At 73.4% G+C, this 21,614-nt stretch carries 18 protein-coding genes; 10 read left to right on the top strand and 8 right to left on the bottom strand.

All coding sequences use genetic code 11. From position 1 onward, the window contains the following. Positions 1 to 38: 38 nt before the first annotated feature. A complete protein-coding gene (locus AB0C69_RS16580; RefSeq protein WP_353832036.1) occupies positions 39 to 1,187 on the bottom strand; it encodes a S8 family serine peptidase in 1,149 nt (382 codons plus the stop codon). A gap of 211 nt (positions 1,188 to 1,398) precedes the next feature. On the opposite strand from AB0C69_RS16580, the gene AB0C69_RS16575 reads away from it, so the two are divergent. Next, a complete protein-coding gene (locus tag AB0C69_RS16575) occupies positions 1,399 to 3,072 on the top strand; it encodes a hypothetical protein (RefSeq protein WP_360354177.1) in 1,674 nt (557 codons plus the stop codon). Positions 3,073 to 3,093: 21 nt separating this feature from the next. Here AB0C69_RS16575 and AB0C69_RS16570 read toward each other — a convergent pair whose 3' ends face one another. Both AB0C69_RS16570 and AB0C69_RS16565 read right to left on the bottom strand, forming a co-directional pair. Then, positions 3,094 to 3,933: a metal-dependent hydrolase gene (locus AB0C69_RS16570; RefSeq protein ID WP_345171016.1), complete on the bottom strand. Its 840-nt coding sequence runs from the start codon at positions 3,931 to 3,933 to the stop codon at positions 3,094 to 3,096. 7 nt (positions 3,934 to 3,940) lie between these two features. Further along, on the bottom strand, positions 3,941 to 5,452 hold the full coding sequence (locus tag AB0C69_RS16565) for an NAD(P)/FAD-dependent oxidoreductase (RefSeq protein WP_360354175.1): 1,512 nt from the start codon (positions 5,450 to 5,452) through the stop codon (positions 3,941 to 3,943). A 165-nt stretch (positions 5,453 to 5,617) separates the two neighbouring features. Between AB0C69_RS16565 and AB0C69_RS16560 the strand changes: the two genes are divergently transcribed. The 3 genes from AB0C69_RS16560 to AB0C69_RS16550 all read left to right on the top strand — a co-directional run bounded on the left by AB0C69_RS16560 (position 5,618) and on the right by AB0C69_RS16550 (position 8,846). Next, a complete protein-coding gene (locus AB0C69_RS16560) occupies positions 5,618 to 6,748 on the top strand; it encodes a serine hydrolase domain-containing protein (protein ID WP_360354173.1) in 1,131 nt (376 codons plus the stop codon). A 153-nt stretch (positions 6,749 to 6,901) separates the two neighbouring features. Further along, positions 6,902 to 8,215, top strand: a complete 1,314-nt coding sequence (locus AB0C69_RS16555; protein WP_360354171.1) for a helix-turn-helix domain-containing protein — start codon at positions 6,902 to 6,904, stop codon at positions 8,213 to 8,215. A 7-nt stretch (positions 8,216 to 8,222) separates the two neighbouring features. Continuing rightward, complete coding sequence (locus AB0C69_RS16550; RefSeq protein ID WP_360354169.1) at positions 8,223 to 8,846, top strand: DUF4232 domain-containing protein; 624 nt, start codon at positions 8,223 to 8,225, stop codon at positions 8,844 to 8,846. A gap of 1 nt (position 8,847) precedes the next feature. Here the strand turns inward: AB0C69_RS16550 and AB0C69_RS16545 are convergent, their stop codons facing one another. Together AB0C69_RS16545 and AB0C69_RS16540 are read right to left on the bottom strand one after the other, a co-directional pair. Further along, positions 8,848 to 9,729 (bottom strand): hypothetical protein, encoded by an 882-nt coding sequence (locus AB0C69_RS16545; RefSeq protein ID WP_360354167.1) that lies wholly within the window; start codon positions 9,727 to 9,729, stop codon positions 8,848 to 8,850. Between the two features lie 22 nt (positions 9,730 to 9,751). Beyond that, positions 9,752 to 10,849, bottom strand: coding sequence for a hypothetical protein (locus tag AB0C69_RS16540; RefSeq protein WP_360354165.1), 1,098 nt, complete (start codon positions 10,847 to 10,849; stop codon positions 9,752 to 9,754). A 289-nt stretch (positions 10,850 to 11,138) separates the two neighbouring features. Between AB0C69_RS16540 and AB0C69_RS16535 the strand changes: the two genes are divergently transcribed. Then, positions 11,139 to 11,546, top strand: coding sequence for an ATP-binding protein (locus tag AB0C69_RS16535; protein WP_360354163.1), 408 nt, complete (start codon positions 11,139 to 11,141; stop codon positions 11,544 to 11,546). A gap of 112 nt (positions 11,547 to 11,658) precedes the next feature. Here AB0C69_RS16535 and AB0C69_RS16530 read toward each other — a convergent pair whose 3' ends face one another. Further along, positions 11,659 to 13,287 carry an AMP-binding protein gene (locus tag AB0C69_RS16530; protein ID WP_360354161.1) on the bottom strand — a complete coding sequence of 543 codons (1,629 nt, stop codon included), beginning with the start codon at positions 13,285 to 13,287 and terminating at the stop codon, positions 11,659 to 11,661. A gap of 95 nt (positions 13,288 to 13,382) precedes the next feature. Next, positions 13,383 to 14,951, bottom strand: a complete 1,569-nt coding sequence (locus AB0C69_RS16525; RefSeq protein ID WP_360354179.1) for an MDR family MFS transporter — start codon at positions 14,949 to 14,951, stop codon at positions 13,383 to 13,385. 164 nt (positions 14,952 to 15,115) lie between these two features. On the opposite strand from AB0C69_RS16525, the gene AB0C69_RS16520 reads away from it, so the two are divergent. Continuing rightward, on the top strand, positions 15,116 to 15,700 hold the full coding sequence (locus tag AB0C69_RS16520) for a helix-turn-helix domain-containing protein (RefSeq protein WP_360354159.1): 585 nt from the start codon (positions 15,116 to 15,118) through the stop codon (positions 15,698 to 15,700). Positions 15,701 to 15,712: 12 nt separating this feature from the next. Here AB0C69_RS16520 and AB0C69_RS16515 read toward each other — a convergent pair whose 3' ends face one another. Beyond that, positions 15,713 to 17,446: a pyruvate dehydrogenase gene (locus AB0C69_RS16515; RefSeq protein ID WP_360354157.1), complete on the bottom strand. Its 1,734-nt coding sequence runs from the start codon at positions 17,444 to 17,446 to the stop codon at positions 15,713 to 15,715. A gap of 152 nt (positions 17,447 to 17,598) precedes the next feature. Here AB0C69_RS16515 and AB0C69_RS16510 point away from each other — a divergent pair, with 152 nt between their 5' ends. The 4 genes from AB0C69_RS16510 to fahA all read left to right on the top strand — a co-directional run bounded on the left by AB0C69_RS16510 (position 17,599) and on the right by fahA (position 21,471). Beyond that, on the top strand, positions 17,599 to 18,153 hold the full coding sequence (locus AB0C69_RS16510; RefSeq protein WP_360354155.1) for a MarR family transcriptional regulator: 555 nt from the start codon (positions 17,599 to 17,601) through the stop codon (positions 18,151 to 18,153). Positions 18,154 to 18,254: 101 nt separating this feature from the next. Further along, the gene (locus AB0C69_RS16505) at positions 18,255 to 19,460 is read left to right on the top strand and encodes a cupin domain-containing protein (protein WP_360354153.1); all 1,206 of its coding nucleotides are present in this window, start codon (positions 18,255 to 18,257) and stop codon (positions 19,458 to 19,460) included. Further along, a complete protein-coding gene (locus tag AB0C69_RS16500; protein ID WP_360354151.1) occupies positions 19,457 to 20,308 on the top strand; it encodes a hypothetical protein in 852 nt (283 codons plus the stop codon). The genes AB0C69_RS16505 and AB0C69_RS16500 overlap by 4 nt, the downstream gene beginning before the upstream one ends. After that, a complete protein-coding gene (gene fahA, locus AB0C69_RS16495) occupies positions 20,305 to 21,471 on the top strand; it encodes a fumarylacetoacetase (RefSeq protein WP_360354149.1) in 1,167 nt (388 codons plus the stop codon). Before AB0C69_RS16500 ends, fahA begins: the two co-directional genes overlap by 4 nt. The last annotated feature ends 143 nt before the right edge of the window (positions 21,472 to 21,614 follow it).

Genomic DNA, 21,614 nt, shown 5'->3' with positions numbered 1-21,614 from the left:
ATGGGCCGTCGCTTCCGACGGCCCATCGACGCGGTCTTCTAGAGGGATCGCTTGCTCAGGAGGAGGTTCGGGGTGCCGGACGGGTTGCCGGTGATCTTTCCGCTGACGGCGTTGGAGACGAGCCAGCTGCGGATCGTGCTGTAGGACGCGTCCCCGTTCGCGGACTTGTACAGCGCCGCGACGCCGGTGACGTGCGGGGTCGCCATCGACGTGCCGCTGATGGTGTTGGTCCCGCCGTTCAGCCAGGTGGAGGTGATGCCCGTCCCGGGCGCGTACAGCTCCACGCAGCTGCCGTAGTTGCTGTAGGACGCCTTGGCGTCGGTGCTCGTGCTCGCCGCGACGGTGGTGGCGTTGCTCGCGCTGGCGGGCGAGTAGTTGCAGGCGTTGCCGTTGTCGTTGCCCGCGGCGACGGCCAGGAAGACGCCGGAGCTCGCGAGGTTGTTCGCGGCCGTGTTCACCGAGGACGAGTAACCGCCGCCGAGCGACATGTTCGCCACGGACGGACCGCTGTGGTTCTGGGCGACCCAGTTCATGCCGGCGATGACACCGGAGTTGGTGCCGCTGCCCTGGCAGTTCAGGACGCGGACGCCGCGCAGGTTGACCCTCTTGGCGACACCGTAGCTCGTGCCGCCGACCGTCCCCGCGACGTGGGTGCCGTGGCCGTTGCAGTCGACGCCGTTGCCGCCGGTCGCGTCGTAGACGTTGCTGGCCCTGCCTCCGAAGTCCGGGTGGGACGGGTAGAGGCCGGTGTCGATGATGTAGGCGGTCACTCCGGACCCGGCGGCGTTGTAGGTGTAGCTCTTGGACAGCGGAAGGCTGTCCTGGTCGATGCGGTCGATCCCCCACGACGGCGGGTTCTGCTGCGTGGTGGCGACGCGCACGACCGCGTCCTGCTCGACGGACGCGACACCGGGAGTACGGCGCAACTTGGCGAGCTGGTCGGAAGTGAGCTTCGCGGAGAATCCGTTCAGCACCTTCCCGAACCGGTGGCCCGCGCTGATGCCGTTCTTGGAGACGGTCCTGCCGACCGAGACACCGGACTTCAGCGTCACGATGTACTGGCCGCTGACGCCCTGACCGGGTGCGGCGAGAGTCAGCGGGGCGTTGGGGGTCACCGCCTGCGCGGGAGTCGCCAGGACGGCCGCGAGGGGAGCCGCGGCCAGGACGGCGAGCAGGGGCTTTCTCATTCGTAACTCCGTTTCGTGCGGGGGCCCGGCCTGCGGAAAGGCCGGATTCACGAAGGGCGAATGAGAGGAGGATCAAACAGAACGTGAACAATCGTCAATTATTCGACGACAACGTGATTTCAATGTCAACGCCATCCCACCCCGATCCCGGCCCCGGGCGCCTCTGGCCGTCACCGGCCGGAGCGCCCACAATGCGGGGAGGAGAGGGACGGTGCCACGAATGGAACGCGAGCACTACGGCCGCCTTCTGCGGCTCGCCTACCTGACACTCGACGACGGAGACCATCCGCTCTCGCCCGCCCGCCGGGCCGTCGCCGAGGCGATGCGGGTGCGGCGCGGCGGCTATCCGGCCATGCGTGCAAAGCTTGTCGCGACCCTGCTCAAAGACCCGCCGACCGGACGGCACCGGCTTCGCGGCCTCCTCTTCGAGCCCGCGCGCGGCGAACCGGGCCCGGTCCGGACGGCTCTCCTGGAGTTACCGCCGCACGAGCGGCTCGCCTACCTGCTCCACCGGGACGGGCTCTCCGCCCCCGAGGTCGTCGCCGAGCTGGGCGTCCATCTCCCGATCGTCTTCGGGGACGTCGACGGGACCATCAGCAGCGTGGGCGACCGGACGGGCATGGACGAGGCCGCGCAGCGAGCCGAGATCGAGGCGTTCGACCCCGACCTCGTGCGGCTGCGGCCGCCGCTCGCCTTCCCGCGCGCGGGGCGCGCCGCCGTGGCGGTCGTGGTCGCCGCGGCGCTCCTGACGGTCGCCGGGGCCTTCCTCACCCGGGCGGACGAAGGCCGCGGCGCGCCCGCCCTGATCGGTCTCCATGCGTGGTCGGCGAACAGCACGCCGAGCATCGACGACTGGCCCTCGCAGGGCCCCCTCCTCCGCGACGCGAAGCTGCTGCGGCGGGCGGCGGACGCCTGGCGCGGCGACCGCCGCGATCCGCCGCTCGGCCGCGTCGTCGTCCTGTACGCCGGGACGGTGGACGGCGCGTCGCTGGTGGTGCTGCGCGACTCCCCCGGACCGCGGGACACGACCAGCGTGGCGCAGTACTTCGAGCGGCGGCTGTCGCGGGGCGTGGAGTCGGTCCGCGAGCTCGGGACCGACGCGGGGCAGCTCATCATGGTCGGCATGACGTGGCGCTACCTCGTCCCGCCGTGGCTGCTGGACGTGCGGGCGGCGGTGCCGTCCGGGCGGTCCCCGGAATGGCGGCCGGTGGACGTCCGGGACGGGCTGAGCGCTCCGCTGCCGTGGAACTGGTTCACCCCGCGGTGCCAGAACTACGTGGTGTTCCAGATGAGGTCCGGGGTGGGGACGGTCACCCAGCTCGCCTCGAACGATCCGCGGTCGGCGGCGCCGCGCGTGTGGTTCCGGGACCCGGCGGAGCAGGAGCGGCCGTCCGGGTGGGCGGCGCTGAACGCCGTCGCCTGCGCGGGGGCGACGTCCCTGAGCGAGTCGGGCGACCTGCGGCTGGGGCGGCTCTGGAGCGGGCGCCTGCCCGACGGCGGCGGCCGCGCGACCCTGCTCACGGTGGACGCGTCCTCCCCGCCGGGCGGCGCGGGCCGCTCGATGCTGATCTCCGAGGACGGGCAGGCGCTGTCGGAGCGGGGAGGGACGAACGGCGACTTCGCCTCGCCCGGCGAGACGACGACCGCCGCGGTGTGGTGGCGGTCGCCCCGGCGCTGGCGGCTCGTGGCCGCGGCGGGGCCGGGCGTCGCGCGGCTGAGGTCGGTCGGCGAGCTGGGCTCCCACGAGGACGCGCCGGACCGGCAGGGAGACGCCCCTCTGCTCATGGTGCCGGGCCCGCGTGCCGGTGACGCGGCCGACCTGCCGGTCGTCCAGGTCGTGGCGTACGAGCGGGACGGGGACCGCACGGTCGTCACCCCCCGCTGACGGGGCCCGGGACGCGGCCGGTCACTTCAGGTTGGCGGTGAGGGTCCCCTCGGCGCCGAACAGCTCCTCGCGCCAGCGTTCCAGCAGGTCGGTGCTGTCGAAGTCGTCCGGGTGGAAGCCGGGCTCGTTGTAGGCGCGCAGGCGCCGGATCACCTCGCGTTTGAGGAACGGCGAGTGCCGGAGCGCGGCGAGGCTGCGGCGCAGCCGTCCGGGACGGTAGGCGGCGGGGTCGCCCAGCACCGAGACGGCCGTGCCGGTGACCATGAGGAACAGGAACCCGGCGCTGATGACCCGCATGGTCCGGACGCGGGTGCGCTCGGTGCCGCCGACGTGCCGGAAGACGTCGAACGCCACGGCCTTGTGCTCGGACTCCTCCAGCGCGTGCCACAGCAGGATCGACCGGACGCTGGTGTCGCCGAGCAGGTCCCGCGCACGGGGGTCGGTGAGCAGGCACTCGGCCACGGTCGCGGTGTAGTGCTCCAGCCCGGCGGTGAAGCCGAGGCGGACGATCGGCGGCAGGAAGCGGTCGGCGAGGCGCAGGTCGCGCTCGACGACGGCGGAGATCCGATGGGTCGGGTAGCCCATCGCGCGGAGCGTCCGGTTGAGGTGGTCGTGCTCGCGCCCGTGGACGACCTCCTGCCCGATGAAGCCGCGCACCCGGGCGGCGAGGTCCGGGTCGGTGACGCGGTCGCGGTAGTGCCGCACCGAGCGGACGAAGAAGTCCTCGCCCGGCGGGAACGTCGCGGACAGCAGGGCCACGAGGTGGCTCATGACCAGGTCGCCGTCCACGTAGTGGCGGCGCAGGGATCCCCTCGGGTGGTCGAAGGCGACCCGGCGGGTCTGGATGGCGTGCTGGGTCATGCGGACCTCATCTCGGACGCGGGGGCGTGTGGGGGGCCGAGTAGACGTAGTCGTCCAGCGGGAACGTGCGGGCGGCGTGCGCGGCCTGCGCCGCACTCGTCGGCCGCAGATAGGGCGTGTCACCGTGATGGTCGAAGTAGTAGCTGTTGGCGGTGGCGCAGCCGTTGGTCGCCCAGAGGGAGCCGGCGAGCCGCTCGCGCATGCGGTTCGTCCAGCGCTCGGTCGGCTCGGGACGCACCTCCACCGAGGTCGCGCCCCGGCGGCGGGCCTCCTTGATCACGCGGACGACGTGGGCCGAGGTCGTCTCGACGAGCTGGTGCCAGGTGCCGCCGACCCAGCCGTACGGGCCGAACATCATGAAGTGGTTGGGCAGCCCGGGGATGCTGATGCCCTCGTACGAGGCGAGCCGGTTCTCGGTGTAGAACGTCGCGAGGTCGAAGCCGTCGCGGCCGCGCACCGGGGTCCGGCGGTAGACCTCCGGGTCGCTGGCCAGGCGGAACCCCGTCGCGAGGACGATGGCGTCCACGTCGCGTTCGCGACCGTCCGCGGTGCGGACGCCCGTGGGGGTGACCCGGTCGATGGGGTCGGTGACCAGGGCGACGTTCGGCCGGTTGAAGGTTCTGAGGTAGGTGTTGGAGACGGACGGGCGCTTGCAGCCGAGACCGTAGCCGGGCGTCAGCCTCCGCCGGGTGCCGGGATCCCTGACCTGCGTCCGGTACCAGAGCGATCGGGCCAGCCGCGCGCCGCCGTGGGCGAGGTAGGGCGCCCTGCCGTGCCCGACCACCAGGTCGACCAGGACCATCTCGACACCGCGCGTGGCCGTTCGGCGCACCGCGTCCTGGACGCGTGGGGCGCGCCGGAACAGCCACCGCACCGGGCGCGGGACGGGCGCGTCAAGCTTCGGCCCCACCCAGATCGGGGTGCGCTGGTAGACGTCGAGGCGCGCGGTCAGCGGCGCGATCTCGGGGATGATCTGGACGGCGCTGGCGCCCGTCCCGACGACCGCGACCCGCTTGCCGGTCAGGTCGCAGCCGTGGTCCCACCCGGACGAGCGCAGCACCGCGCCCCGGAAGTCGTCGAGGCCCGCGAGGCCGGCGGGTCTGGGATCGACGAACGCGCCGATCGCGCTGACCACGAAGCGGGCCGTCACCTCCCCGGCGGGCGTCCGCAGGCGCCAGAGCCCGGCGTCCTCGTCCCAGACTCGCGCGGTGACCTCGGTGCGCAGGCGGACGTGGCGGCGCACGCCGTACCGGTCGGCGAGCCGGTCGATGTACTCCTTGACCTCGGAGCCCGGCGCGAACACCCGGCTCCAGCGCGGGTTGAGGGCGTAGCTGAACTGGTACGCCTGCGCGGGCACGTCCACGCCGATCCCGGGGTAGACGTTGTCGCGCCACGTCCCGCCGATGTCCCCGGCGCGCTCCAGGACCACGAAGTCGTCGATCCCGGCGCGCAGGAGCGCGATCCCCATGCCGATCCCGCTCAGTCCGGCCCCGATGATCGCGACCTCGGCGTCCGGCATGGGCACCTCCTGCTATTGGAGTACCTGTCGAATATACATCCGGAGGTCCACCGCGCCAGGTGTCGTCAGGTACACCCTCCGTCCGGGTTCTCGGCCCCGTGCCGCCGGGTCCGGCGACCGGCAGTGTTGATCACGTTCGGTAGACGACCCTCCAGGAGGAACCCCATGTCGCGGATCTCCCTCACCGCCTCGCTCGCCTCGGCCACCGCCCTGATCGCCGGGGCGGCCCTCGCCGCCGCCCCGGCGGCGAGCGCGGCCCCGCCCGAGGGCCCGCACGGGCTGGACCGGAAGGTGCGGGCGGCCGCCGGCCGGCTCGTCGCCGACGGCGCGCCCGGCGTGATCGTGATGACGCGCCGCGGCGGGCGCGTCTCGCACGTCACCGCGGGCGTGTCCGACAAGGCCACCGGCGCCCCGATGGACCACCGGCTGCTGTTCCGGATCGCGAGCGTGACCAAGTCGTTCACCTCGACGGTCGTGCTCCAGCTCGCCGCCGAGCGCCGGCTCTCGCTGGACGACACCGTGGAGACGTGGCTCCCGGGCGTCGTCGCGGGCAACGGCAACGACGGATCGAAGATCACCATCCGGCAGCTGCTCGCGCAGACCAGCGGCCTCAACGACTACACGCCCGATCCGCGGGTGATGACCGACCCCGCGCGGGCCTGGACGCCGGCGGAGCTCATCGCGATCGCGATGGAGAAGCCTCCGCAGTACGCGCCCGGGACGAGCTGGAACTACTCCAACACCAACTACATCCTGGCCGGAATGGTCATCGAGAAGGCGACCGGGCACTCGGTGGGCGCCGAGTTCCGGAAGCGCGTCTTCGAGCCGCTGCGGCTGCGGAACACGTCCTACCCGACGACCGACTCCTCGTTCCCCGGCCGCTACGTGCACGGGTACTACTACGACTACGGGGACGTGAGCACGCTCATCAGCCCGTCCAGCGCGAGGACGTCCGGGGGCATCGTCAGCACGGTCGACGACGTGGCCCGCTTCCACCGCGCCCTGTTCACCGGCAGGCTGCTGCCGCCGAAGCAGATGCGCGAGATGCGGACCGTCCGGCCGGTCAACGACGACGGGGTCGTGGAGGACTACGGCCTCGGCGTCGCCCGCGTCAAGTTCTCCTGCGGGTACGCGTGGGGCCACGACGGCGGCTTCCCCGGATACCGGACCTGGACCTACACCAGCGCCGACGGACGCAGCCAGGCCGTCATCACCTACAACGAGTCCAAGCTGGAGTACGACAAGACCTTCCGGGCCGACCTCGCCAAGGCCGCCGACACCGCCTTCTGCGCCTGATCCCGGTGCTGGTGCGCGGGCTCGCTTATAAGCGGATGAGCAGTGGTCGCGGGCTTTTGTTCCTCCGCCCTACAGAAGAAGGGTGCGCGCGGTGCGTACGGTCGGGACGTCCCGCCGCGCAGCCGGGCACGCGGGCCAGACGGAGGTGTGCCGATGAACCGAGCCCTCGCATCGGGCGTTCCCGCCGAGCGCGCCGCGCCTCTCCCGCCGCGGCTCGCCGAGCTGATCCGGCCGGAGCTGCCGAGCCTCGCCGAGCAGATCGTCGCCGAGATCCGCCGCGCCATCCCCGAGTACGCCCGGCCGCTCGACGGCCCCTACGGCCACGTGCTGCGGCTCGGGGTCGAGCGCAGCCTGGCCGCGTTCGCCGAGCGGATCGCGTCGCCCGCCGGGGCGGCGGCCGGCGACGATCCGGCCGGGACGGCGCGGATGCTCGGCCAGTACGAGGCGCACGAGGGGCGCAGCATGGACAGCCTCCAGGCCGCGTACCGGATCGGCGGGCAGGTCGCCTGGCGCCGCGTCATGAAGGTCGCGCCGCGCCACGACATCTCGTCGGCCGTGCTGTCGCGGCTGGCCGACGCGCTGCTGGCCTACATGGACGAGCTGGCCGCGCAGTCGCTCGACGGCCACCGGAACGCCAGGGCGCGTCCCATCCGCGCGCTGGACGAGCGGCGCCGGCGTCTGCTGCGCCTCCTCCTCGCCGTCCCCGGCCCGGACGGCGCCGAGCCCGCCACGGCCGCCGACCTCAAGGAGGCGGCCGACGGGGCGGGGTGGCCGCTTCCGGACCAGGTCACGCTGGTCGCCGTCGAGCCGGACGCCCCCTGCGTCTGGACGGCGCTGGACGAGGACGTCCTCGCCGAACTGGAGTGCCCGGAGCCGCACCTCCTCCTGCCCGGCCCGTTCACCCCAGAGCGCCGCGCGATGCTGGGCGAGGCGCTCCCGGGCCGCCGCATCGCGGTGGGCGTCGCGATGCCGGCCCGCCAGGCCGCGGACTCCCTGCGCTGGGCGCGGCAGGCGCTCGGCCTCGCACTCGACGGCGTCCTCGACGGGCCGGTGACGCTGTGCGAGGAGAACCTCGTCGCGCTGTGGCTGCTGTCGGACCCCGCGCTGGTGGAGCAGCTCACCCGGCGCCGCCTCGGCATCCTGGACGGCATGACCCCGGGCCGGCGGGACCGGCTGACCGAGACGCTGCGGACCTGGCTCGTCACCCGCGGCACCGCCGCCGAGATCGCCGAGCGGCTGCACATCCACCCCCAGACCGTCCGGTACCGGATGCGCAAGATCGAGCAGTCCCTCGGGGACGCGCTGGCCGACCCGGAGGCCCGGTTCGGCATCGAGGTCGCGCTCCGCGCCGCCCACCTGCGGTCGCGCCGTGCCGCCCCCGTCCCCGCCCCCGTCCCCGCACCGCACCGGCCGGCGGCGGGGCGCCGCACGCCCGCCCGCCCGCGCGGTCTCCGGCATTTGCGATGATCTGGGGGTGACCGTTACGAAGCGGACCCGTCTCCGCCTGATCGGCGCGGCGGGCCCCGCCGTCGGCACGCTCGTCCTCAGCACGCTCGCCCTCGGCGCGTGCGGCACCGCCGCCGTGCCCGGCGCCGGGCACGGCGCGGGGCCCGCCGCGACGCCGGCGCCTCCCACCCCTCTCGTGGTGGCGACGCGCTCGTCGCCGCCCCCGCCTCCCTGCACGCCGGAGGGCATCGCCGTCTCGATGAACGAGCCGGACGCCGCCATGGGCCTGCGCGCGGCGCGGGTCGAGCTGCGCAACTGCGGGCAGCGCCCGTACCGGCTGAACGGCTACCCGGCGCTGCGCGTCCTCGACGACAGGCGGCAGCCGTTCAACGTCACGGCCGTGCGCGGCACGAGGCAGGTCGAGGACGCCGGGCCGAAGCCGCTGACGATCCGTCCGGGCCGCACGGCCGAGTTCGTGATCGTCTGGCGGAACACGGTCACCGAGGCGGACACGGTGGCGGTGGCCGGCACGTACCTCGAGGTCCGCCCGGCGCCCGGGCGGCCCGTCGTGATCGTCCCGGCCGACGGGCCGATCGACCTCGGCAACACGGGCCGCCTGGAGGGGACCGCCTGGCGGCTCCCGACCCGGTGACTCAGCGGGGCGGCGCCTGGATCCTGCCGATGCCGAGGGTGTTCTGCGCGGGCATCAGCCCGGTCTCCAGCACCTTCACCAGGATCGGCATCGTGAGCTGCGCCAGCCGGTCGGCCTTGGCGGCGCCGAGCGTCCGCCACGGCCCGTAGGCGAGGTCGTCGGTCGTCCGCTCGACGTCGTCGCGCAGCTCGCGCCCCCGGCCGGTCGCGGCGCCGTCCGCGTCGACGAGCCCGCGGGACGCGAGGCGGTCGCGGGCGGCGGCCCACTCCTCGCCGGTCCAGCCGCGGCTCGCGAACGTCTCCGGGGACGCGGCCCCGACGGCGGCGAACGACACCAGCGCCTCGACCGGGTCGAGCCCGCGGGTGAGGAGCGCGGCGACGTGCCCGTCCCCGCGCTGCTCGCGCAGGATTCCGATGGCGTGCCACAGGACGAGGTGCGGCTCGTCCGGCCAGGGCAGGCCGGCGTTGGCGGCGGCGATCGGGCGTCCGGCGGTGCTCGCGGCCTCGGCGGCGGCGCGGGCCAGTTCGGCGGTCTCGGCCAGGTCCGGGCTCCCGACGCCGTCGCCGAGAAGCGTCCGGTACATGCGGTCGACGGCGCGCAGGCGGGCCTCCAGGACGCGGTCGGGCGGCGCGACCGTCCAGGCGGCGGGGACGTGCTCGGCCACCATGCGCGGGCTGAAGCTGTAGAAGGCGGCCGACACGGCCTCGCTCCCCGCGGCGCCGAGCGGCGCGGCGCGCCACGCGAAGTAGCTCGGCCAGCGCGTCTCCACGTCGTAGCCGAGCCCCCGCGCCTCGGCGAAGACCTCCGGGGAGTACCAGAACAGGGCGTGGAGGGGTTCGAGCTGGTGCCACATCTGCCGTGCGAGGCCGGGGTCCTCCGCCATCACGCGGTCCTCTCTCTCGGGATCACCTCCACTCTATCTTGACATTGCCTAGATGTCGCTCCCGGCCCTGCCCGGCCGGCCATCCACCGGGAGGCGCGCTGACCTGGGACGGCGGCACGGGCGGCGCACCGCCCGGACGGGACGGCGGCGCCGCGCGCCGCGTGCGCGGCGCGAGCGGCAGGACGGCGGGCCGTTCGCGCGGCTCGGGGGACGTCCGGGCGGGGGTCACGAGCGGGGCCCGGCGCTCGTGGCGGGGGAACGCCAGCAGCGCCAGCACGGCCAGCCCGACGCCCGCGGCCCGGAGCCAGAACGGCCCGGCCTCGCGCGGCCACGGCTCCGCGTACAGCAGCGTGGCCGAGAGCAGCAGGTGCGTCTTCGCGGTGACCGTGACGACGGTGACGATGACGGTGAGGCGGCAGCGCTGGAGTCCGATCGACAGCAGCCCGACGCCGAACGCGCCCGCGAGCAGGAACAGGTACGGATGCGGCGAGGAGGGCACGTCCGCGCCCCGGCCCGCGGCGAACATCATCGCCATGCCCTGCCCGAAGACCTCGGTCGCGCCGAGCAGGACGCCCGCGCCGATCCCCGACGCGATGCCCGTCAGCGGGCGCGCGTGCCGGCCGCCGACCGGGCGGTCGCGCACGCAGAACATCCACAGCGGGACGGCCAGCGAGGGCACGCACACGAGCGCGGCCTTCCACAGCGGCAGCGCGGCCGCCGCGGCGCCGACGCGGTGCGGCGCCGCGCCGGCGTGGTCCAGCACCGACAGCGCCGCGGTGACCATCGCGGCGACCGTGATGAGGACGGCGAGCCATTCGCGCGAGGTCGGCCGCTCGCCGAAGCCGCTCATCCCGACGGCCAGCAGGAGGACGAGACCGAGCCCGTAGGCGGGGAGCGTCGCCGCGACGGGCAGGGCGGCCAGCGCCGTGGCGGAGAGTCCGAAGCCCGCCGTCAGCACCGCGAGACCGGCGAGCCAGCGCGGGCTTCGCACGAGAAGACCGGCGGCGTGCAGCGGATGGCGGCCCGAGAGCGGGCTCATCCGCCCCGCGGCCGTCTTGAAAAGGACATAGGCGACGATGTAGACGGCCTGCGCAACGCAGGCGAGGACGACCGCGTGCATGGCGTTCCTCCCAGGGGTGGAGCCCCAGCGTGACATGAGGAAGGTGTGCGGTGATTCTGGCTGGAAGACGGAGAAGTTCCCGGTTTTGTGCGCCCGGGTGAGTAGTGCCCCACGCGACGGAGATGTTTTTCATGATGTGCGCTTGGAGCGGCGAGTCCTGCCGTAAGCTCCGCCACCTAAGGCCGACCTGCCCCGGAAAGGCCAAGATCAAAGCGTCCGTAGCGTCGCCCGGTCACTCAGCGCAGATGAATGATTGCGGAACGCTTCCCGAACCGAGTGTGGTGATGAAGTGACCGAGGGGATGGAACGGCTCGGCGAACCGATCGGCTTCACCGGGGAGGGCGACGGCGGCCGCCGCGCCCGCCGGGCCGTCCGCGAGCGCGCCGCGAAGGTCCTCGCCGACGGGACGCTCCTCGACGACGTCGAGCTGATGACCGCCGAGGGCGTCGCCAACGCCATCCTGCACGGCTCCGGCCTCATCAGCGTCACGATCGCCACCGACGGCCGGCGGCTCCGCGTCGAGGTGTCCGACGACGGCCCCGCCCAGGCGGACCCCAACGGCCCGCCCCGCCTCGACCACGGCCGCGGCCTCACCGTCATCGACGCCCTGGCCGACGAATGGGGCCTGGACCAGACCCCGCACCGCACCCGCCTCTGGTTCGTGATCGACAGCCGCCACCCGGCCGTCTCCGTCTGACGCGGGCCCTGCCGACGCGCACCCCTCCGCCGCACGCCCCCACCCGGCCACGCCCCGGCCTGGCGTGCCGCTCAGCACGGAACCCTCACACAGCTCGGGTGACCGGTCGGGGTCAGGTGGGGAGGGCTCGCCGGAGGACCTTGCCGGTGGGGTTGCGGGGAAGGGCGTCCAGGAAGTGGACGTCGCGCGGGACCGCGTAGCGGGCCAGGTGGTCGCGGACGTGGGCGCGGACGGCGTCGGCGTCCAAGGTCCCGCCCTCGCGCAGGACGACGAACGCGGCGGCGCGCTGGCCGAACTCCTCGTCCGGGACGCCGACCACGGCGACCTCCCGCACCTGCGGGAGCTTCTCCAGCACCTCCTCGATCGCGCCGGGGAAGACGTTCTCCCCGCCCGAGACGATCATGTCGTCGTCGCGGCCGTGCACGAAGAGCCGGCCGTGCTCGTCGAGGTGGCCGACGTCGCCGAGGCTCATCAGGCCGTCGCGCATCTCCCGGGTTCCGCCGCCGGTGTAGCCGGCGAACAGCAGCTCGTTCGCGGCGAAGATGCGGCCCGTGGCGCCGGGCGGGACGGGGGCGCCCTCGTCGTCCAGGACCGCGACCCGCGTGCCCGGCGGCGGCGTGCCCGCGGTGTCGGGACGGGCGCGCAGGTCGGCGGGGGTGGCGATCGTCACCCAGGACGCCTCCGTCGACCCGTACAGGTTGTAGAGGACGTCGCCGAACTCGTCCATGAAGGCGGTGGCGAGCGTCGCGGGCAGCGCCGAGCCGCTGACGGCCGCGATCCGCAGCGAGGACGTGTCGTGAGCGCGGCGCACGGCCTCCGGCACGTCCAGGACGCGTTGCAGCATGACCGGCACGGCGACCAGCGCGGTCGCGCGGGTCCGGTCGATCGTGCGGAGGGTTTGCTCGGGATCGAACCTGGCCCGCAGGACGATCGTGGCGCGCAGCGAGACCGCGATCTGGAGCATCGCGTAGCCCCAGGTGTGGAACAGCGGCGCCTCGATGAACATCCGCTCGTGCACCCGGTAGGGGATGCGGGACAGGATCGACGCCAGCGGCGACAGCCCCGGGCGCGAGTGCCGGTCGGCGCCCTTGGGGCGGCCGGTCGTGCCGGAGCTCAGCACGATCGTCCGGCCGGCCCTGGCCGGGGGGCCGATCGGCGCGGCGGGCGTCGTGACGATGAGGTTCTCCAGCTCCGAGCCCGTCCCGCCCGCGGTGACCACTCGCACGGTCCTGGGCACGGCCGCGATGAAGCCGGTGAACTCCGCGTCGGCGATCACCACCTCGACCTCCTGCTGCCGCAGGACGGTCACGAGCTGCTCGGTGCTCATCCCGGTGTTCAGCAGGACGAGGTCGGAGCCGCGCTTGCTGCACGCGACGAGCGTCTCGACCATGCCGCGGTGGTTGCGGCACAGGACGGCCACGCGGGGCGGGGAGCCGGAGCCGGGGGCGGACGCGGACAGGGCGGCGGCGAGCCGGTCGGTGCGGGCGTCGACCTCGCCGTACGTCAGCTCGCCGGCGTCGTCGACGATCGCGACGGCGCCGGGGTCGCGGGCGGCGGCGGAGGCGAGCGTCCCGCCGAGCAGGGTGCCCCAGCGGCGCAGGGCGCCGAGCTGGCGGGCGACGCGCAGCGGGGGTCCGGGACGCCACAGCCCGCTGCGGGCGAACATCCCGCCCGCCCGGCCGACCGACGCCGCGCGGCCGGCCAGCGCCGCGCGGCGCCCGTCCTCCGATCGTCCGCTCATCTGGCGCCTCCGGGTACGGGGTTGGGGGTACCGACCGTACGGACGGAGGCTCTCGTCCTCTTCTGACTCGGCCCAGCTCTTCGGCCGGGCTTTTGTCAGGAGCCTGACAACGCGCGGCCCTCCGCGGCGGGGACGGGGACGTCCCCCTTCGCGGGTTCCGGCGAGTTTCCGAGGTCGAGGCTGTCGCGCAGCGTCACCGGCTTGAGGAACGCCGCCGCGACGATGCCGACGATCGCGATCGCCGCGGAGATCAGGAAGATGTGACCGGTGGCGTCGCCGTAGGCGGCCCGGACGACCTGCTGGACGGACGGGTGCAGCGCGCTGATGTCGAGGGTGCCCGCGTCGCCGCCGCCCGAGCCCGGGTTCACGCCGAGCCTGCGCAGCCCGTCGGCGATCCGGTCCGCGACCTGGTTCGCCAGGACGGCGCCGAGCACCGAGACGCCGACCGTCCCGCCGAGGGAGCGGAAGAACGTGACGGTCCCGCTCGCGGCGCCGATCTCGTGGAGGCGCACCGAGTTCTGCACGACGAGGACGAGGTTCTGCATCGTCATGCCGACCCCCGCGCCGACCAGGAACATCGCGGCGCCGATGAAGACGAGCGAGGTCTGGTGGTCGATGGTGGCGAGCAGGCCGAACCCGGCGGTCAGCACGACCGTCCCGAAGACGATGTAGGGCTTGACCTTGCCGGTCCTGGAGGCGAAGCGCCCGGCCACGGTGGACGCGCCGAACACGCCGAGCATCATCGGGAACGTGAGCAGGCCCGCCCGGGTCGGACTGTAGCCGCGCCCGATCTGGAAGTACTGGCCGAGGAAGACGGCGCCGCCGAACATCGCCATGCCGACGGCCAGGCTGGCCGTGATCGCGAGCGCGGTGTTGCGGCGCGCCACGATGTCCAGCGGGACGATCGGCTCCGCGGCGCGGGCCTCGACCCACACGGCCGCGGCGAGCAGCACCGCGCCGGAGCCGGCCATCGCGGCCGTCTGCCACGACAGCCAGGCGAAGTTCTCGCCGACGAAGGTGATCCAGATCAGCAGCACGCTGACCCCGGCGGCGATGAGCGTGGCGCCCAGGTAGTCGATCTTGACGTCGGGCCGGCGGACGTGCGGGAGCCGCAGGGTCTTCTGGAGCAGCCCGAAGGCCACGACAGCGAACGGCACGCCGATGAAGAAGCACCAGCGCCAGCCGAGCGCGGAGTCGACGATGAGGCCGCCGAGCAGCGGCCCGCCGACCGTGGCGACGGCCATCACGCCGCCGAGGTAGCCGTAGTAGCGGCCCCGGTCCCGCGGGCTGATCATCGCCGCCATGATGATCTGGACGAGGATCTGCAGCGCGCCGACGCCGAGGCCCTGCACCGCGCGGAACGCGATGAGCTGCGCGGTGCTCTGCGCGAACCCGGACGCCACGGACGCCAGGACGAAGATGCCGACGCCCGCCTGGAGCAGCGTCTTCTTGTCGTAGAGGTCGGCCAGCTTGCCCCAGATCGGGGTGCTGGCGGTCGACACGAGCAGGGTCGCGGTGACGACCCAGGTGTACTGCGACTGGCTGCCCTTGAGGGCACCGATGATCTGCGGCAGCGCGGTGGACACGACGGTGCTGCTCAGCATCGCCACGAACAGCACCAGCAGCAGGCCGCTGAGCGCTTCGAGGATCTGGCGGTGCGACATCGGCGCCGATCTCGCGGGGACCTGCTCGGCCAAGGAACGCCTCCGGGTGAAGTGGGCCTGTCCGGGATGGGAACGAGGGGATCAACCCCCGGCCCGGACACTTTATTCCCACTGCGCAAAATTTCGCGCTGGGCAGGTTTTTGCCCGCTAGGCTGGGGCCCACCATGGAGACCACCGGCGGGCTGCGCGAACGCAAGAAGGAGGCGACGCGCCGCGCCCTCCACGAGGCCGCGATGCGGCTCGCCGTCGAGCACGGCCTGGACGAGGTCACCGTCGAGGCCATCGCCGACGCGGCGGGCGTCTCCCGCCGCACCTTCTCCAACTACTTCGCCGGCAAGGAGGACGCCCTCCTCTACGGCGACGAGCAGCGGATGAACGCCGTGCTGGCGACCTTCGCGGCCCGCCCGGCCGGCGAGTCGTCATGGACGGCGCTGCGCGCCTCGCTGGACGCCCTGCACGCGGAGGCCGGCGACCTGGACCCCCAGTGGGCGGCGCAGACGCGCCTCGCCCGCAAGCATCCGTCCGTCCTCGGGCGGCAGCTCGCCAGCTACGCCGAGTTCGAGCGCGCCCTCGCCGACCTGATCGCCTCCCGGGACGGCCTCTCCCGCCTGCGCGCCCGCGTCATGGCCGGCGCCTTCATGACCGCGCTGCGCGTCGCGTCCGTGACCTGGATCGAGGAGCAGCCCGTCCGCCCCCTCTCCGAGGTCGCCGCCGAGACCCTCACCGAGATGGCCCGCGAGTTCCGGTGACCGTCCGGGCCCTCAGGGGCGGGGGATGTTGCGCAGGTTGCTGCGGGCCAGGTCGAGCATCCTGCCGACGCCGCCGGTGAGGACGGTCTTGCCGGCCGACAGCGCGAAGCCCTTCACCTGCTGCGGCGTGATGCGCGGCGGGATGGACAGGGCGTTCGGGTCGGTCACGACGTCCACCAGGTAGGGGCCGGGCGCGGCGAGCGCGCGCTCCATCACGGTGCGCACGTCGGACGGGCGCTCCACCCGCGCCGACTCGATCCCGGCCGCCTCGGCGATCGCCGCGTAGTCGACGGGCTCGTGGTCGGTCTCGTAGGACGGCAGGCCGTCCACCATCATCTCCAGCTTCACCATGCCGAGCGACGCGTTGTCGAACAGGATGATCTTCACGGGGACGCGGTGCAGCCGCACGGTGAGCAGCTCGCCGAGCAGCATGCCGAGACCGCCGTCGCCGGAGATCGAGATCACCTGGCGCCCGGGCGCGCCGAACTGGGCGCCGACGGCGTGCGGGAGCGCGTTGGCCATGGAGCCGTGGACGAACGAGCCCATCACGCGGCGGCGCCCGTTCGGGGTGATGTAGCGGGCGGCCCAGACGTTGCACATCCCGGTGTCCACCGTGAAGATCGCGTCGTCGTCGGCGAGGTCGTCCAGGACGCCGGCGACGTACTCGGGGTGGATCGGGATGTGCCGGTCGATGTCGCGGGTGTAGGCGGAGACCACGTTCTCCAGCGCCCGCGCGTGGCGGTGCAGCATCTCGTCGAGGTAGGAGCGGTCGTGCTTCTGCTCCACCTTGTCCAGGACGAGCCGGATCGTCTCCCCGACGTCCCCGTGGACCGCGAGATCGAGCGGTGTCCGGCGGCCCGGCTTGGACGGGTCGTCGTCCACCTGGATGGTGTTCTTGCCCGGCAGGAACGGGTCGTAGGGGAAGTCGGTGCCGAGCAGGAGGACGAGGTCGGCGTCCTGCATCGCCTCGTAGCAGGCGCCGTAGCCGAGCAGGCCGCTCATGCCCACGTCGAACGGGTTGTCGTACTGGATCCACTCCTTGCCGCGCAGCGCGTGGCCGACCGGCGAGAGCAGCCGGTGCGCCAGCTCGATCACCTCGGAGTGGGCGTCCCGGACGCCGGCGCCGCAGAACAGCATCACCTTCCGCGCCCGGTTGAGCGCGCCGGCGAGCTGCTCGACCTGGTCGCCCGGCGGACGGACGATGCCCTTGCGGACGAGGAAGTCGTGCTCGCCGGTCGGTTCGGCGGTGTCACGGCCCGCGACGTCCCCGGGCAGCGTCAGCACGGAGACGCCGGCGAGCCCGATCGCGTGCTGGATGGCGGTCCGCAGGAGGCGCGGCATCTGCTCCGGGGTGACGATCGGCTCGCAGAAGTGGCTGCAGTCGACGAACAGCCGCTCGGGGTGGGTCTCCTGGAAGTAGCCGCTGCCGATCTGCACGCTCGGGATCTGCGACGCCAGCGCCAGCACCGGCGCCCCCGACCGGTGCGCGTCGTAAAGCCCCTGGATGAGGTGGGTGTTGCCCGGGCCGCAGCTCCCCGCGCACACGGCGAGCCGTCCCGTGGTCTGCGCCTCCGCCGCCGCCGCGAACGCGCCCGCCTCCTCGTTGCGGACGTGCACCCAGTCGATCCCGCGCGTCCGGCGCACGGCGTCGACGACCGGGTTGAGGCTGTCGCCCACCACCCCGTAGATCCGCCGGACCCCGGCCTGCCGCAGCACCTCGATGAACTGGTCGGCGACGGTCGCCATTCGCCCTCTCCCCCGCATGAGTCCCCCGCTACGTCTCCCCCGCCATGCAATGCCCCCTGGCTCACGGCTGACACCGGGCTACGGCTGACACCCCCGGCCCCACCGGGGTTAAATGGTCAAACCATGAACTAGATGGGCGGGACTGCGAGCGGATGACGGACGACCACGCGAACATGAGCACCGGCGACCGGGCGGAGCTGGACTTCTGGTCGTTCGTCGATCTCGCGGGACGGCGGCTCTCGGAGGAGTACGGGTTCCGGCACCGGCTGGCGACGCGGCTGCTGCTGACGCTGAACCGGGCGTCGGCGATCGTCACCTACGACCTGGAGTCCACGGTGCACCGGCCGCGCGGCCACTCCTGGTCGGCGTTCCGGCTGCTGTTCGTGACCTGGCTCGCCGGGCCGCTGGAGCCCGGCCGGGCCGCCACGCTGGCCGGGATGAGCAGGGCCGCCGTCTCCAACCTGAGCAAGACGCTCGTCGCGGACGGGATGCTCGCGCGCACCCGGGGCGAGCGGGACGGCCGGTCGGTGATCCTCGCGCTGACCGAGCGGGGGCAGGAGGCCATGCTGGAGATCTTCGCCGGGCAGAACGAGCGCGAGCGGCAGTGGGCGGACGTGCTCACCGAGACCGAGCAGCGGATGCTCGTCATGCTGCTGGACAAGCTCATCGCGGGACGCGGCTCGTTCGACGCCCGCGAGCGCAGCTGACCCGGGGCGCCGCCGCCGATTAGGGCCTTCCCCTCTGAGGGAGAACAGCCGTAAGGTCGGCAGAAAGTAGTTAATGCGTTAATCATCGGAGGCGATGGAGCATGGCCCACTACCGCCGGGTCGGCCACGTGCCGCCGAAGCGCCACACCCAGCACCGCCACAGCGGCCAGGGGGGCGGCGAGGAGCGGCTCTACTTCGAGGAGCTGATGGGCGAGGAGGGCTTCTCCTCCGACTCGTCACTGCTGTACCACCGGGAGATCCCGTCCGCGATCGTCGACTCGCGGGTCTGGGACGTCCCCGACCAGACCACGACGCCCAACCATCCGCTGCGGCCCCGCCATCTGAAGCTGCACGAGCTGTTCCCCAAGGAGACCTGGTCCGAGACCGACGTCGTCACCGGCCGCCGGATCATCCTCGGCAACGGCGACGTCCGGATCTCCTACGTGGTGTCCGCCGCGGACTCTCCGCTGTACCGCAACGCGACCGGCGACGAGATCGTCTACATCGAGTCCGGCACCGCGACGGTCGAGACGATCTTCGGGGCGGTGGAGGCGAAGCCGGGCGACTACGTCGTCATCCCGACCTCGACCACGCACCGCTGGCTGCCGACCGGCGACCAGCCGCTGCGCGCGTACGCGATCGAGGCCACCGGCCACGTCGCGCCGCCGAAGCGCTACCTGTCGCGCTACGGCCAGTTCCTGGAGCACGCCCCGTACTGCGAGCGCGACCTGCACGGCCCCGGCGAGCCCCTCCAGGCCGACGGCGCCGACGTCGAGGTCCTCGTCAAGCACCGCACGTCGCGCGGCATCTCCGGCACCCGGCTGACCTACGCGCGCCACCCGTTCGACGTCGTCGGCTGGGACGGCTGCCTGTACCCGTTCACGTTCAGCGTGCACGACTTCGAGCCGATCACCGGCCGCGTCCACCAGCCGCCGCCCGTCCACCAGGTGTTCGAGGGCCCGGGCTTCGTCGTGTGCAACTTCGTGCCGCGCAAGGTGGACTACCACCCGCTGTCGATCCCGGTGCCCTACTACCACTCGAACGTGGACTCCGACGAGATCATGTTCTACTGCGGCGGCGACTACGAGGCCCGCAAGGGCTCGGGCATCGGGCAGGGCTCGGTCTCGGTGCACCCCGGCGGCCTCGCGCACGGCCCGCAGCCCGGCGCGTACGAGCGCAGCATCGGCGTCGAGTTCTTCGACGAGCTGGCGGTCATGGTCGACACCTTCCGGCCCCTCGAACTGGGCGAGGGCGGCCTGGCCTGCGAGGACGAGGCGTACGCCTGGACCTGGGCGGGGCGGCGATGACCACCCCGTTCGCGGTTCCCCCGTTCGCGGCGGGCCTGTGCGACGACGCCGCCGTCTTCCCGCCGGGGCTCGCGCCGCTCGCCGACGCCGTCCCGGCGCACCGCGACCACCGCGCCGCCGCCTACGCCGGCCTCGTCGGCCCGCTGGTCCTGCCCGCCTCCGCGCTCGACGCACTGCATCCGCTGCTCGACGGCGAGCCGCTCGACGTGTCGGTCACCGCGCCGAACGGCCCGTGCGAGGCCGCCAAGGCGGTGGGCGTCGCCGCCGGCCTGCCCGTCGACGTGCGCGGGCTGGAGGTCGCCGTCCCGCCCGGCATGGGGCCGGAGGAGTTCTTCCGCGTGCTCGGCCGCCCCGGCGTCCCCGTGTACGTCGAGATCCCCCGCGACGAGCGGCGCCCCGCGTTCATCGAGGCCGTCGCCGCGCGCGGCGACCGCGCGAAGTTCCGCACCGGCGGGGTGAAGGCGCACCTGTACCCGGGCACGGACGAGCTCGCCGCCGCCGTCACGTCGGTCGTGGAGGCGGGCGTTCCGTTCAAGGCGACGGCGGGGCTGCACCATCCCGTCCGGAACACCGATCCCGAGACCGGGTTCCACCAGCACGGATTCCTGAACCTGCTGCTCGCGACCGACGCCGCCCTGCGCGGCCGCCCGCACGCGGAGCTCGCCGCCGTCCTGGCCGACCGCGACGCGCCGGCGGTCGCCGCCCGCGTGGCGGGGCTCGGCGAGGCGCGCACGGCCGCGGCCCGCGCCTGCTTCCTGTCCTTCGGGACGTGCAGCATCACCGACCCCCTGACCGAACTCGCGGACCTCGGACTGCTCGGGTCCGCCCTCCTGGAGACCTCCCGATGACCCGCATCGCGATTCCCGGAGACTCCCTCTTCGGGCTCGCCAACCTCCCCTACGGCGTGTTCTCGCCCTCGGGCGCCGCGCCCCGCGTGGGCGTCCGCGTGGCCGACTCCGTCGTGGACCTCGCCGCCGCCCTCGGCGACGACGTCTTCGCCGCGCCGACGCTGAACCCGTTCATGGCCCAGGGCCACGCGCGCTGGGTCGAGGTCCGCGAGCAGGTCCTCGACCTGGTCTCCGAGGACGTCCCGGACGAGGCCGTCCACCCCCTCGGCGCGGTGACCCCGCACATGCCGTTCGAGGTCGCCGACTACGTGGACTTCTACGCCTCCGAGCACCACGCGTCCAACCTCGGCCGGCTGTTCCGCCCGGACTCCGAGCCGCTCATGCCGAACTGGAAGCACCTGCCGGTCGGGTACCACGGCCGCGCCGGGACGGTCGTCCCGTCCGGGACGCCGATCGTGCGCCCGAGCGGGCAGCGCAAGGGCGAGGCGGCGCCCACGTTCGGGGAGAGCCGCCGCCTCGACATCGAGGCCGAGGTCGGCTTCGTGGTCGGCACCGGCTCGGCGCTGGGCGACCCGGTGGGCGCCGACGACTTCGACGAGCGGGTGTTCGGCGTCGTCCTCGTCAACGACTGGTCGGCCCGCGACATCCAGGCGTGGGAGTACGTCCCGCTCGGCCCGTTCCTGGGGAAGAGCTTCGCGACGTCGGTGTCCCACTGGGTCGTCCCGCTCCTCGCCCTGGAGGCCGCCCGCGTCGCCACGCCGCCGCAGGACCCCGAGCCGCTGCCCTACCTGCGCGAGAAGAACCCCTGGGGCCTGGACCTCGACCTCGCCGTCTCCTGGAACGGGCAGGTCGTCTCCCGTCCGCCCTACCGGGAGATGTACTGGTCGCCCGCCCAGATGCTCGCGCACATGACGGTGAACGGCGCCTCGTCCCGCACCGGCGACCTGTTCGCCTCAGGGACGGTCTCCGGCCCGGACAAGGACCAGCGCGGCGCCTTCATCGAGCTCACGTGGGGCGGCAAGGAGCCCGTGACGGTGAACGGCGAGCCGCGCACCTTCCTGGAGGACGGCGACGAGGTCTCGATCACCGCCTCCGCCCCCGGCCCCTCCGGCGCCCGCATCGGCTTCGGAGAGGTCACCGGCCGGATCCTCCCCGCCCGCTGAGTTTCCGGCGGGCGCCGCCCTCGGGGGGTGGCGCCCAGGTTCACGCTCCTGCGCGTCCACACCAGCGGGTACGCGCTCAACTTCTACAAGACCCGCGGGGACGAGGCCCGCGCCTGGAGCGAGCGCAGCCGCCAGGAACTCTC

It is taken from the genome of Actinomadura sp. NPDC048032, from assembly GCF_040653175.1.
Classification (GTDB): domain Bacteria; phylum Actinomycetota; class Actinomycetes; order Streptosporangiales; family Streptosporangiaceae; genus Spirillospora; species Spirillospora verrucosospora.
Note: the sequence above shows the minus strand (reverse complement) of the source record. Positions and strands in the feature narration are given on the sequence as shown.

What these genes read in the sequence shown, in the direction of transcription:
- AB0C69_RS16580 (WP_353832036.1), bottom strand. Translation starts at nt 1,187, where the DNA reads ATGAGAAAGCCCCTGCTCGCCGTCCTGGCCGCGGCTCCCCTCGCGGCC.
- AB0C69_RS16570 (WP_345171016.1), bottom strand. Translation starts at nt 3,933, where the DNA reads ATGACCCAGCACGCCATCCAGACCCGCCGGGTCGCCTTCGACCACCCG.
- AB0C69_RS16565 (WP_360354175.1), bottom strand. Translation starts at nt 5,452, where the DNA reads ATGCCGGACGCCGAGGTCGCGATCATCGGGGCCGGACTGAGCGGGATC.
- AB0C69_RS16560 (WP_360354173.1), top strand. Translation starts at nt 5,618, where the DNA reads ATGTCGCGGATCTCCCTCACCGCCTCGCTCGCCTCGGCCACCGCCCTG.
- AB0C69_RS16555 (WP_360354171.1), top strand. Translation starts at nt 6,902, where the DNA reads ATGAACCGAGCCCTCGCATCGGGCGTTCCCGCCGAGCGCGCCGCGCCT.
- AB0C69_RS16545 (WP_360354167.1), bottom strand. Translation starts at nt 9,729, where the DNA reads ATGGCGGAGGACCCCGGCCTCGCACGGCAGATGTGGCACCAGCTCGAA.
- AB0C69_RS16540 (WP_360354165.1), bottom strand. Translation starts at nt 10,849, where the DNA reads ATGCACGCGGTCGTCCTCGCCTGCGTTGCGCAGGCCGTCTACATCGTC.
- AB0C69_RS16530 (WP_360354161.1), bottom strand. Translation starts at nt 13,287, where the DNA reads ATGAGCGGACGATCGGAGGACGGGCGCCGCGCGGCGCTGGCCGGCCGC.
- AB0C69_RS16525 (WP_360354179.1), bottom strand. Translation starts at nt 14,951, where the DNA reads ATGTCGCACCGCCAGATCCTCGAAGCGCTCAGCGGCCTGCTGCTGGTG.
- AB0C69_RS16520 (WP_360354159.1), top strand. Translation starts at nt 15,116, where the DNA reads ATGGAGACCACCGGCGGGCTGCGCGAACGCAAGAAGGAGGCGACGCGC.
- AB0C69_RS16515 (WP_360354157.1), bottom strand. Translation starts at nt 17,446, where the DNA reads ATGGCGACCGTCGCCGACCAGTTCATCGAGGTGCTGCGGCAGGCCGGG.
- AB0C69_RS16510 (WP_360354155.1), top strand. Translation starts at nt 17,599, where the DNA reads ATGACGGACGACCACGCGAACATGAGCACCGGCGACCGGGCGGAGCTG.
- AB0C69_RS16505 (WP_360354153.1), top strand. Translation starts at nt 18,255, where the DNA reads ATGGCCCACTACCGCCGGGTCGGCCACGTGCCGCCGAAGCGCCACACC.
- AB0C69_RS16500 (WP_360354151.1), top strand. Translation starts at nt 19,457, where the DNA reads ATGACCACCCCGTTCGCGGTTCCCCCGTTCGCGGCGGGCCTGTGCGAC.
- fahA (WP_360354149.1), top strand. Translation starts at nt 20,305, where the DNA reads ATGACCCGCATCGCGATTCCCGGAGACTCCCTCTTCGGGCTCGCCAAC.